The sequence below is a fragment of the Actinomadura sp. HBU206391 genome, assembly GCF_014323665.1.
Classification (GTDB): Bacteria; Actinomycetota; Actinomycetes; order Streptosporangiales; family Streptosporangiaceae; genus Actinomadura_C.
In genome coordinates this window covers 26,551-36,753 of the sequence record NZ_JABVEB010000054.1, presented here as the reverse complement: position 1 = coordinate 36,753, position 10,203 = coordinate 26,551, and the positions used below count along the sequence as shown (strand labels likewise).

The 10,203-nt window shown below is 70.8% G+C and carries 12 protein-coding genes; 7 read left to right on the top strand and 5 right to left on the bottom strand.

Annotated features, from left to right (window positions below):
- A partial coding sequence (locus HKK72_RS18310) for a YihY/virulence factor BrkB family protein (protein WP_315987320.1) occupies positions 1-853 on the bottom strand: 853 nt, incomplete at its 3' end.
- A 389-nt stretch (positions 854-1,242) separates the two neighbouring features.
- On the opposite strand from HKK72_RS18310, the gene HKK72_RS18305 reads away from it, so the two are divergent.
- Together HKK72_RS18305 and HKK72_RS18300 are read left to right on the top strand one after the other, a co-directional pair.
- Positions 1,243-1,779, top strand: a complete 537-nt coding sequence (locus HKK72_RS18305) for a MarR family winged helix-turn-helix transcriptional regulator (RefSeq protein ID WP_187235594.1) — start codon at positions 1,243-1,245, stop codon at positions 1,777-1,779.
- Between the two features lie 33 nt (positions 1,780-1,812).
- Complete coding sequence (locus HKK72_RS18300; protein WP_187235593.1) at positions 1,813-2,454, top strand: LysE family translocator; 642 nt, start codon at positions 1,813-1,815, stop codon at positions 2,452-2,454.
- A gap of 58 nt (positions 2,455-2,512) precedes the next feature.
- Here HKK72_RS18300 and HKK72_RS18295 read toward each other — a convergent pair whose 3' ends face one another.
- Positions 2,513-3,121 (bottom strand): GAF domain-containing protein, encoded by a 609-nt coding sequence (locus tag HKK72_RS18295; RefSeq protein WP_187235592.1) that lies wholly within the window; start codon positions 3,119-3,121, stop codon positions 2,513-2,515.
- A 165-nt stretch (positions 3,122-3,286) separates the two neighbouring features.
- Here HKK72_RS18295 and HKK72_RS39925 point away from each other — a divergent pair, with 165 nt between their 5' ends.
- The gene (locus HKK72_RS39925) at positions 3,287-3,472 is read left to right on the top strand and encodes a hypothetical protein (RefSeq protein WP_222720860.1); all 186 of its coding nucleotides are present in this window, start codon (positions 3,287-3,289) and stop codon (positions 3,470-3,472) included.
- Between the two features lie 187 nt (positions 3,473-3,659).
- Here the strand turns inward: HKK72_RS39925 and HKK72_RS18285 are convergent, their stop codons facing one another.
- Entirely contained in the window at positions 3,660-4,715 is a 1,056-nt protein-coding gene (locus HKK72_RS18285; protein ID WP_187235590.1) for a questin oxidase family protein, read from the bottom strand.
- A gap of 138 nt (positions 4,716-4,853) precedes the next feature.
- Between HKK72_RS18285 and HKK72_RS18280 the strand changes: the two genes are divergently transcribed.
- Positions 4,854-5,786: a DUF72 domain-containing protein gene (locus tag HKK72_RS18280; RefSeq protein WP_187235589.1), complete on the top strand. Its 933-nt coding sequence runs from the start codon at positions 4,854-4,856 to the stop codon at positions 5,784-5,786.
- A gap of 95 nt (positions 5,787-5,881) precedes the next feature.
- Here the strand turns inward: HKK72_RS18280 and HKK72_RS18275 are convergent, their stop codons facing one another.
- Entirely contained in the window at positions 5,882-7,213 is a 1,332-nt protein-coding gene (locus tag HKK72_RS18275) for an NAD(P)/FAD-dependent oxidoreductase (RefSeq protein WP_187235588.1), read from the bottom strand.
- A 188-nt stretch (positions 7,214-7,401) separates the two neighbouring features.
- On the opposite strand from HKK72_RS18275, the gene HKK72_RS18270 reads away from it, so the two are divergent.
- Positions 7,402-7,629: a hypothetical protein gene (locus HKK72_RS18270; protein WP_222720859.1), complete on the top strand. Its 228-nt coding sequence runs from the start codon at positions 7,402-7,404 to the stop codon at positions 7,627-7,629.
- 105 nt (positions 7,630-7,734) lie between these two features.
- Here the strand turns inward: HKK72_RS18270 and HKK72_RS18265 are convergent, their stop codons facing one another.
- A complete protein-coding gene (locus HKK72_RS18265; protein ID WP_187235587.1) occupies positions 7,735-8,409 on the bottom strand; it encodes a dienelactone hydrolase family protein in 675 nt (224 codons plus the stop codon).
- 623 nt (positions 8,410-9,032) lie between these two features.
- Here HKK72_RS18265 and HKK72_RS18260 point away from each other — a divergent pair.
- Positions 9,033-9,335: a DUF6412 domain-containing protein gene (locus tag HKK72_RS18260; RefSeq protein ID WP_261986942.1), complete on the top strand. Its 303-nt coding sequence runs from the start codon at positions 9,033-9,035 to the stop codon at positions 9,333-9,335.
- Between the two features lie 98 nt (positions 9,336-9,433).
- Positions 9,434-10,141, top strand: a complete 708-nt coding sequence (locus tag HKK72_RS18255; protein WP_187235586.1) for a YidC/Oxa1 family membrane protein insertase — start codon at positions 9,434-9,436, stop codon at positions 10,139-10,141.
- Positions 10,142-10,203: the final 62 nt, after the last annotated feature.

The following is a 10,203-nucleotide window of genomic DNA, read 5'->3' as shown; positions in this document are numbered from 1 at the left end:
TGGCGCGGCGGTGTTCTATCTGGGCGTTCAGCTCGGCGCCGAACAGGACGGCGAGTGCGGTCACGTACAGGAACAGCAGTGCGGCGGCGGGCGCGGCGAGCACCCCGTAGGTAGGGCTGTGCGCGATCGCGATGGACAGGAAGATGCGCAGCATCGCGCTGCCGATCAGCCAGAGCAGCATGGCCACGATCGCACCTGGCAGCTCCCGCAGCCAGCCCACCCTGCCCGGTACGGCGAGGTGGTACAGCGTCGCGAGCAGCGCGGTGCACACCACGACGAGGAACGGCCAGTAGCCGAGCCGGATGACCGGGCCGACGACCGACCGGGCCTCCATCGGGACGACCGCGATGATCCAGCCCGGCGCCGTCACCATCAGCGGCAGGGTGACGCACCCCGTGACCAGCGCGCCGAGATAGAGGGCGAACGCGAGCGCGCGGGCGCGCACCGCGGACCGCACATCCCTTCTGCCGTAGGTGATGGCGATGGCGTTGACGTACGTGCTCATCGCCGTCGAGCCGGTCCACAGGGCCATCACGAAGCCGATCGAGGCGATCTCGCCCCGACCATGCCGCAGGACATCGCCGAGCGTCGGCCGCAGCACCTGGTCGACGGCCGACTGCGCGAGAACGTGCTGGGCGGCGTCGAGGATCCGTGCCTCCACGTTCACCACGATGTGCGGCCCGAACAAGGGCGTGAGGTAACCGATCGCCGCCACCAGCACCAGCAGCAGCGGGGTCAACGACAGCAGCGCCCAGAAGGCCGCCTCGGCCGCCAGCCCGAGGATCCGGTCGGCCCACGCATGGACGAGCGCCCGCCGGGCGGTGCGCCACGCGGCGCGCAGCCACCGTCGCACGCGACGCCTCTCCTCTTCGGGAGCCGGGGAACCGCCACGCGAACCGGTGCGGCGTCCGAGCGAAGGCATCGGCACCCGCGCGAGAAGCCGCGGGCCACCCGACCCGGCCTTGGCCGCCTTCGAGAGCTGCTGACCGATTCGCTCGCTGCGGTCAGGGGCGGAGGTCACGCGGGCCGAGCCGGCGATGGGGTCGGGGGGGTGCCGAATCGGCCGGCGACATCGTTGACACGAACGGTGGTCACGTTGGGCAGCGTGGCCCCGTACACGCTCATGGGTCAAGGAATCGCCGCGATGTCACGCAGCGCATCTTTGATCCCGATGTGCCACCACTCCGGGCCGACCTGGACGGCGTAACCTATTATGTGACTCAGTCATACTTTGGAGAGCCGATGTCGGACCACGCCGCCAACCTGTTGGGGGCGCTCGCGGTCGCCGTCGCGGACGCCCAGTCGGCGGCCATGCGCACCGCCACGGGCGGCGACCTGTCCGGTGTCGCCGCCCTGACGACGCTGCTGGACCACCCGGGGCTCAGCATCCGCGAACTGTCGACGGTGCTCGGCATCACCCACAGCGGCACAGTACGGCTGGTGGACCGCCTCGCGGGCCGCGGGCTGGTGACACGCGCGACCGGGACGGATCGGCGGCAGGCTCCCCTCAGCCTCACCGGCGACGGGGCGGCCGCCGCGCGGCGAGCGCTGCGAGCGCGTCAGGACGTGCTCGAAGACGTGCTGGCGCCCCTCGACCCCGGCGAGCGCGACCGGTTCGCCCGCCTGACGGCGAAGCTGCTGGCGGGCATCCCGCACGACCGGGCGCACGCCCGGCAGATCTGCCGGCTGTGCAGGCATGACCGCTGCCGAGGGGACGCGTGCCCGGTCGGAGCCGCGGTCGACGAGGCAGGCGAGTTCGACGCCGGCCTGAACCGATGAGCACGGCATGGAACCTGAAGCAGGGAGATCTGAATGACGCTCACCAGTTACCTCAGTTTCGTCGTCTTCGCCGTGATCCTCGTTCTGGTGCCCGGGCCGGACTTCACCGTCGTGGTCAAGAACCTGATCACCGGCGGCCGGCCGGCCGGGCTGGCCACCTCCCTCGGCGTGGCCACCAGCAACCTCATCCAGGGCATCGTGGCCGCGCTGGGTCTCGGTGCGGTGATCGTCGGCATCCGGCCGCTGTTCGACGCCATCCGCTGGGCGGGCGTCGTGTACCTGGCCTACCTGGGCGTGCAGGCGATGCGCAGCGCCGTACGGGGCCGTGCCGCGGGCTCGGAGTCCGATGGTGACGGCGGCGGCGAGGACCGCGGCCGGCGGCTGACCGGGTGGCGTCAGGGCTTCCTGTCCAACATCACCAATCCCAAAGTGCTGACGTTCTACCTGTCGGTGCTGCCGCAGTTCCTGCCGCGCGACCACGTCGCGCCGGGTGACCTCGTCGCACTGGTGCTGACGCACGCCGTGATCTCACTGGTCTGGCTGTCGGCGGTCGTCGCCGCTCTGGGCGGCGTACGGTCATGGCTGCGACAGCGTGCTGTGCGCAGGGCACTGGACGCCGTCACCGGATGCGCTCTGCTCGGATTCAGCGCCAAGCTCGCTCGCGAGCACCCCTGAGCCCCGCCGCCGAGCCCTGCCCCTGAGCCCCGCCGCCGGACGCGACCGCCACCGGCCTTTAGTCGAGACGTGTGATGCGGCGTTCCTCCGCGAGTTCGATGAGCGTGGCCGAGGTGGTGGCGAAGATCAGCAGTTGCCGTTTGATGGGCGGGCTGAACGGGATGTCGCCGGGCCGGCCGGCCAGGGCGAGCACTCCGCAGGTCCTTTCACCGGTGTCCAGCGGGAGCAGGAGGATCGGCCCCGGGGGCAGTCCCTTCAGTGCGGGGTCGGTGGCCACCCGCAAGGACAGCGCACGCCGGGTCGCGAACACCCGGCCGATCGCCGAGGTGCCGACGCGGACGGTGAGCCCGCGGACGTGGTCGGCGTTGACCCCGTGCGGGAAATCGATGACCAGAGTGCTCGGGGCCTCACCGGGCAACGCCATGAACGCCAGATGGGCTCCGGACATGTGCCGGGCACGGCCGACGACCAGCGTCAGCATCTCCGCCAGGTCGGCCCCTTCGAGCAGGGCGGCCATCAGCTGGAACGTCGCGGCGATCCGGTCGGAGTGACCGGGGACGCGGATCTCCGATGGCCGGCCACCAGGGGGGATCTCACGGGCCGAGGTGCCGGTCGCGCGGGGCGGCGTGGGCCGCCAAGTGATCGAGGCGACTCCGTCGGCCGTCATCTCTGCACCTTGCTTTCCACCCTGCGTCGCTGGCCGGCGATGCGCGAGGGGTCCGAGGTCGCTTTTGTACTCCTGACCGTGCGGGCCGCCGTGGGGGCATGGCGCATGGTGGATCTCCGTTCCGAGATGAGCGGCAAAGTCGTATCGCACGCCTGGAAGAGGCGGGTGAGCACTCGCCTCGTGTGGACCGCCGGCCTGGGGACACCGGGTACGTGGCCGCTCTATGTTCCGAATTGGATCGACGTGCGCCCACTGGCCGGTGCGGGCGGCGAATGGACCCTGTCGGTGGGGCTGTGTTGCGGCGTCATGCTCGCCGTACCCGTCTCGGCGCCCGCTGAGGTGCCGAAGTAGTGAGCTGCCGTGGGCCACGCCGGCTCGGTCTGCCGACGTGTGAAGACCGCTCTGTGCTCGCGACTATACGCCCGTCATCGCCTGTGCGGTGGTATGCGATCTGGCGCCGGACCTGTGGCGCCCGGTGCGGAGCGGCCGTGCGGACCGACCGCGCGACCGGCGCCGGGGCGATGCGCTGCCCGGTCGCTCAGTTCGCGGATTCGATCAGCTCGCCCACCCGTAGCGCCGCGGCGAGCGTGTCGGCGTCACCCGTGTGTGCATAGGCGTCCGCCGCGGTGTCGGCGAACTTGATGACGTGCTCGTCACCGTGCGCGGTAGCGCGTTCGATCAGCAGGGCGACGGCGTCCGGCCCCGGTTCCATCTGCGGAAGCCCGGCGCGCGGGGCCGCCTGACGGGGCGCGTAGGCGGAGATGATCGCGGCACTGGCCGCCCACACCGCGGAAAGGCTGGGTGCCCACAGGTCCCGTGGCAGCACGGACAGAGTGTGGAGGACGGCGTTTGGCGCGGTCGCGGTGTGCACGAGCAGCACAGGGCTGGCATGCCCGTGGGTGAGATAACCCGCCGTCGCACCGGCGACGAGGTCGGCCAACTGGGCCCGCGCGTCCTCGGGATCCGCGGGAGGACGAAGCGCCGAAAGGGAACCGGACCACGTCGGCATGGCTGCGAACTGTCCGAAGCGGGTCGCCACGGTGCCCTGCTGATCCGGAATACGCGGAATCGCGGCCAGCGCCGCGGCGACGTCCAGTTCACCCGCCGGATCGGCCGCACCGGGTACGGAGAGCATCCGAGCGGCCCAGAACGCCAGCCCGTGGGCCAGTTCCGTCGCCGCCTCGGCGCTCTCGTCACCGGCCTGCAGAGCTCGCACGGCATGGCTCACCCGGATCAGCCCGTGCGTGGCCCCGGCAACGATTCCCGGCAGCAGCCGCGGCCACCAGGTGACGAGCACGTCCTGCCACGGTCGCTCCCGCACCTGGCCGGTGAAGTACGCGGTCCAGTCGCCGATCCGCCGTCCGTCGCCCAGCGCCTCGTGCCAGGTCCGGTCAGTGATCTTGTCGCTCGCCGCCGGAAGGTCGTCCAGCCGACGAGCGTACGCATCCACCCAGCCGTGCACGGCGTCGGCGTGTCCGCGCCGTACGAGCACCTCGGCCGCCATGGGACCGTGGTTCGTCAGCTGGTCCTCGCCCCACTCCGGGCCAGTACGGGCGAAACGTTCGTATGCCTCGTTCAAGATTCCGTAGCTCATCGTCTCTTCCGTGGCTCGTCGGGAACCGATGGGGCGACGCCGATCAGCCTGCCCTGCCGAGGTCCGGGTGCGCCAGGGCCGGGCGATGGCCGGCGGCGGCTCTTGGGCCGCCTCGGTGGCCGAATTATCGTGGAGGACATGGGGGAGGTCCTGGTCGGTACGGCGTCGTGGACGGACAAGACGCTGCTGGAATCCGGCTGGTATCCCCCGGAGGTGAGGACCCCCGAGGAGCGCCTGCGTCACTACGCGAGCCGGTTCCCGCTGGTCGAGATCGACTCCACGTACTACGCGATGCCGGCCGAGGAGACCGCGCGACTGTGGGCGCTGCGCACCCCGCCGCGCTTCACCTTCGACGCCAAGGCGTTCTCGCTGCTCACCGGTCACCCGACCCGCCCCGGCGCGCTGCCGAAGGACCTCCGGGCGGCGGTGCCGGCCGGTACGAAGAAGAACCTGTACGTCAAGGACCTCGACCCGGCGGTGGTCGAACAGGTGTGGGAGCGCTTCGTTTCGGCGCTGCTGCCGGTGTGGGAGGCCGGCAAGTTCGGTGCGGTGCTGTTCCAGTTCCCGCGGTGGTTCCCGATCGGCAAGCGCAACAAGTTCTACATCCTCGAGTGCAAGCGGCGGGCCGAGCCGCTGCGGATCTCGGTGGAGTTTCGCAACCGCACCTGGATGAGTGAGGAGAACCGGGAGGAGACCCTGGACTTCCTGCGCTCGTACGCCATCCCGTACGTCTGCGTCGACATGCCGCAGGGCCACCCGTGCTCGATCCCGCCGGTGGTCGCGGCCACCGCCGATCTGGAGATCGTCCGATTCCACGGCCGCAGCGACAGCTGGACCAGCCGCGACATCTACGAGCGCTTCGGCTACCGCTACTCGCGGGAGGAGCTCGAGGAATGGGCGCCGAAGGTCTGCGAGCTCGCCGGACAGACGTCGAGCACCCACGTGCTCATGAACAACTGCTATCGCGACTTCGCCCAGACCAACGCCGCCCAGCTCGCCGACCTGCTCAAGGAGATGCCGGCCTGCCCAGTGCGGCCCCCGCCGCCCGGCGACACCGACCCGTACGGATGAACCGAGCCGTACGGGTAGAAACCGCGTCGTACGTGTGAACCGCGCGTACGGATGGCCCACGCGGGCAGTGCGCACCGGCGCGGGCGACCGGCCGGTCAGCCGGTCCGTCTGACCGCTCCGGGCGGCGCGGGCGCCTCCGCGGTGGCGGCGAGCCGTACGGACGACGGCGGCACCATGCCGAGCTGCACCACCTGCCGGGAGAGAAGGGCCTCCAGTGTCCAGTCGGCGCAGATGCGCAGCCGGTTGCTCGGAATCGCCATGAGGTGGTAGCCGCTGGCCACCACCTTCGCCGGAAAGCCCGTCAGCGCCACGCCGAGTGGGTTGGCCGCGGCCCTGGTCCCGCCGAGGTCGACGACGAAGCCGAGGTCGTGTTGCTTGTACGGCTTGCGCTCACCATGGCCGTACGAGGCGGCGATGTTGTGGGCGACGCGCTTGCCCTGGCGCTGCGCGTGCTGTGCGGTCATGGCGGTCACCTCGCCGGGCCGGGTGAGGTCGGGGACCGCCGCCGAGTCGCCGCAGGCGTAGATCTCCGAATGGCCCGGCACGTTGAGGTAGGCGTCGACGACCAGCCGGCCGCGCATCGTCGTCATGCCCAGGCTCTCGATCAGCGGATCGGGCCGGACGCCCACGCACCAGATGAGCGTACGGCTCGGCACGAACTCACCGCCGGAGAGCCGCACCCCGCCGGACGTCGCCTCCTCCACCGTGGTGTGCAGCCGGATGTCCACCCCCCGTTTCGTCAGCACCTTGTGGGCCGCCTCGGACAGCCGGAGGTCCAGCTCCGGAAGCAGCCGCTGGGCAATGTCGACGAGAACCCAGCGGACCTCCTGGTCGCCCGGCCCGGGGCAGCGCGTGACGGCGTCCTTGGTCAGCAACTGGGCGTTGGCGGTGACCTCGGTCCCGGTGTATCCCGCGCCCACCACGACGAAGGTGCGGCAGGCCGCGCGCTCCACGGGGTCTTCGGTGGCGTTGCCGATCTCGACCTCGCGCAGCAGGTGGTCACGGAGGTAGAGCGCTTCGGCCAGGCTCCGGAAGCCGTACGCGTGCTCGGCGACACCCGGGATCGGGAGCAACTTGTTGACGCTGCCGACGGCGAGCACCAGACGGTCGTAGTCGAGCGACCGGTGATCGCCCCTGGCGTCCAGGTAGAGCACCCGGCGGGCCGCTCGGTCGACGCCGTACGCCGTGCCCAGCAGGAACCGGATGCCGGGGCAGTTGTTCGTGAGCGCCACCGCCACCCGCCGGGGCTCCAGGATCCCGGCGGTCACCTCGGGCAGCAGGGGAAGGTAGAGGAAGTAGTCGGTCGGGTTCACGAGGACGATCTCGACGGCGCCCCTGGCCAGACGGGAGAGCGTGCGCGCGGCGTGGAATCCCGCGAAACCGGCTCCGACGATCACTACCCGCTCGAGACTGTGGGGTCCGGACACGATGAGCTCCAATGTCCCTATATCGGCTAGTTTCCTGCGATATGCCCTATTTGGCGATGAAACACCAGATCGCCGCTGCCGATCAGGCACGAGGTCCAGCGGCCGGTGCGGGGACGGCTCGGTGGTTATCCCGGAACATGCCGGGCATCAGCCCATTGACGACCTAATCGGGTGAGGGGGTACCGATCATGTCGCAGCCCGCAAGCGCGCTCAAGGACAAGCACTATGACCTGATCACGATGCTGCACGCGTGTCTGAAGGGCGTCTGGCGTCTGGAGACCTACATGGACGACGCCCTGCGCGAAGGCGACTCGGAACTCGCCGAGTGGTTCGGGAAGTTGCAGGAGCTGAACCGCCAGGCCAGCGAAGAGGGCAAGCGACTGCTCGCCGACCGGCTTCTGAAGGAAGGCGGCTGAGACGCCGAAACGATCGTCTTGACGCGACCGGGGGTGCTCGACAGCCGGCCGGGCCTCCCCCGGCTCGCGCCTCACCAGTCCGGCTCAGGCGTCACCCCACCGCGCTCAGGCCTCCCGCGCGGGTCGCGCGACCGGCCGCAGGTGGCGGATGAACCAGTCGCGAGCCAGCATGGCGACCTGCTCCAGCGTGCCGGGCTCCTCGAACAGGTGCGACGCGCCTGGCACGATCTCGAGGCTGGCCTCGCCCGCCAGCTGCCGCATCGCCTCCCTGTTGATCTCGATGACCACCGAGTCGAGCCCTCCGACGATCAGCAGGGTGGGGCAGAGGACCTTGCTCAGTGCCTCCCCGGCGAGGTCCGGCCGGCCTCCTCGGGACACCACCGCCTGCACGCTTGGCCGCCTCGCGGCGGTGGCCAGCGCGGCGGCGGCGCCCGTGCTCGCGCCGAACAGCCCGACGCCCAGCCCCCGGGTGCGCTCCTGGGCCACCACCCAGTCGGTCAGATCCGTCAGACGGCTCGTCAGCAGCCCGATGTCGAACCTCAGCTCACCGGTCCAGGCGTCGCGCTGCTCCTCCGCCGGGGTGAGCAGGTCCGCCAGTACGGTGATCAGACCGGCGCGCTGCAGTTCCCCGGCGACGTGCCGGTTGCGCGGGCTGTGCCTGCCACTGCCGCTGCCGTGCGCGAACAGCACGACGCCCTGCGCCTGTTCGGGCACCACCACGTCGGCCTCCAACGTGGCTCCGGTGACCGCGATCTTCTTACTCTCCTCGGTGATGTGCATGGCGCGCCCTCCTCGTAGCGCCGACCAGGCCACCCGGAACCACCCGGGCCACACGGCGAAGGGATCGGTCTCCGGCGCCTCGCCATCTCCCACGAGGTGGGCCCGCGTCAGCGGGACCGGAGTGGCCGCCCTGTCACGGCGAGCCCGCGAGGCGCTGTGCCTCCGAGCCTACGCTCACCCCGCGGCCGGCCCTGAGACCGAGTCTCCCGCCATGCCCGCCGGTCCGCCGCGAGACGCTCACGCCGTCGCCCGTGGCCGATCTGCGGGGTGCCACGATCACGGCGTCGCCGACACTCAGGAGATGCTTATCCGGGAGGTAGTGCGCATGTGCCACACGAGCTGGCATTATGGGGGTGATGGCCAGTTCAACTTCTTCTCGATTCCCGGTGACCGTGACGCGTCTTCCGGTCGTGCGCTGCCAGATCTGCCGACGCACTGTCGCCCACAAGCCCGGTCAGGCGAGCGAGGTCCTGACCGAGCACTACCGCCGAGCCCACCCGGAGAAACTCGACAACTCAGCCCCTTGACGTCCCCGGGACGTCCTTGATGGCATCCCTTCCTGAAGTCGCCGTGATCCGCAGGTCCCTCGACCGGCGCGATCACTCGCACTGAAGGGCGTACCGATGGCCTGGTCGATGATCGCCGCGCTGCTGCGGCTGTCCGGCCTGGCCTGGTCGCTCACGGACCCGGTCACCGCACCGCACACGGTGCTCGGGCTGGCGGCGATCGCCGTCACCGGACTGGTGGTGCTGCTCGCCTCCCGATCCGCGGCGGCCCGCCGTGCGGGCGGCTCCGCCCCGACGCTCGTCCGCGCGCTGTCGCTGCGCCGACGGGCCTCCCGGACCGGACGCATGCGGCTGCGCGATCCCGGTGCCGCCGGCCGTCCCCGTCCCAGAGCCCCCTCCGCGGCGGCCACCGCCGCCTGAGCTCCTACGCTCCACGCGTTCGACCGCACTACAACTCGCGTACGCGCCTCCGGCGGCGGCGACCAGCCGATCCACAGCCACCACCGGAGGGTTCCTTCATGCTCGTGCTCGACGCGCCCGTGGGCGCCGCCTACCACCTCGTCACGTCCCTGACCACCGCGATCCACCCGGTATCCGGGCAGCTCTCGACCTCAGCCGCGATCATCCTGTTCACCCTGGGCCTGCGCACCGTGCTGTTGCCGCTCGCCGTCCGCCAGGCACGCGCCGAGCGAACCCGCCTACGCCTGCAGCCGCGCGTGGACGAGTTGCGCCGCAAGCACGGAAACGACCCACGGCGGCAGCACGAGGCGATCAGTGAGCTGTACGCGGTCGAAGACGCCAAGCTCCTCGGCGGCTGCCTGCCGGCCCTGGCCCAGTGGCCGTTCTTCATGGTCATGTACCGGCTCTTCGTATCGGCGAGCATCGCCGGGCACCAGAACGCGTTGCTCACGAGCACTTTGCTGGGCGCGCCCCTCGGTCAGAGCGTGATGGGCACGTTGTCGGTCTACGGCCTTTTCACGGCGCCGGCCCTGGTGTGCCTCGGTCTGCTCGCCCTCATCGCGGCCGTCGCGTGGCGGTCGTCGCGCCGGGCCGGCCGGAGCGCACCTGCGGGCGCGATGGGGCTGCTGACGCGCACCATGCCTTACGGCACGGTGGTCGTGGCGCTCTTCGTCCCGCTTGCCGCCGCGCTGTACCTGCTCACCACGACGGCATGGACGGCGACAGAGCGGGCCCTGCTGCACCGAGGGCTCGCCCCGGCGCGGTGAAGCAACCCCAGTGAAACAACCGCAGCGCAACAACCCCGGTGAAGCAACCGCAGTGAAGCAAC

What these genes read in the sequence shown, in the direction of transcription:
- HKK72_RS18305 (WP_187235594.1), top strand. Translation starts at nt 1,243, where the DNA reads ATGTCGGACCACGCCGCCAACCTGTTGGGGGCGCTCGCGGTCGCCGTC.
- HKK72_RS18300 (WP_187235593.1), top strand. Translation starts at nt 1,813, where the DNA reads ATGACGCTCACCAGTTACCTCAGTTTCGTCGTCTTCGCCGTGATCCTC.
- HKK72_RS18295 (WP_187235592.1), bottom strand. Translation starts at nt 3,121, where the DNA reads ATGACGGCCGACGGAGTCGCCTCGATCACTTGGCGGCCCACGCCGCCC.
- HKK72_RS18285 (WP_187235590.1), bottom strand. Translation starts at nt 4,715, where the DNA reads ATGAGCTACGGAATCTTGAACGAGGCATACGAACGTTTCGCCCGTACT.
- HKK72_RS18280 (WP_187235589.1), top strand. Translation starts at nt 4,854, where the DNA reads ATGGGGGAGGTCCTGGTCGGTACGGCGTCGTGGACGGACAAGACGCTG.
- HKK72_RS18270 (WP_222720859.1), top strand. Translation starts at nt 7,402, where the DNA reads ATGTCGCAGCCCGCAAGCGCGCTCAAGGACAAGCACTATGACCTGATC.
- HKK72_RS18265 (WP_187235587.1), bottom strand. Translation starts at nt 8,409, where the DNA reads ATGCACATCACCGAGGAGAGTAAGAAGATCGCGGTCACCGGAGCCACG.
- HKK72_RS18260 (WP_261986942.1), top strand. Translation starts at nt 9,033, where the DNA reads ATGGCCTGGTCGATGATCGCCGCGCTGCTGCGGCTGTCCGGCCTGGCC.
- HKK72_RS18255 (WP_187235586.1), top strand. Translation starts at nt 9,434, where the DNA reads ATGCTCGTGCTCGACGCGCCCGTGGGCGCCGCCTACCACCTCGTCACG.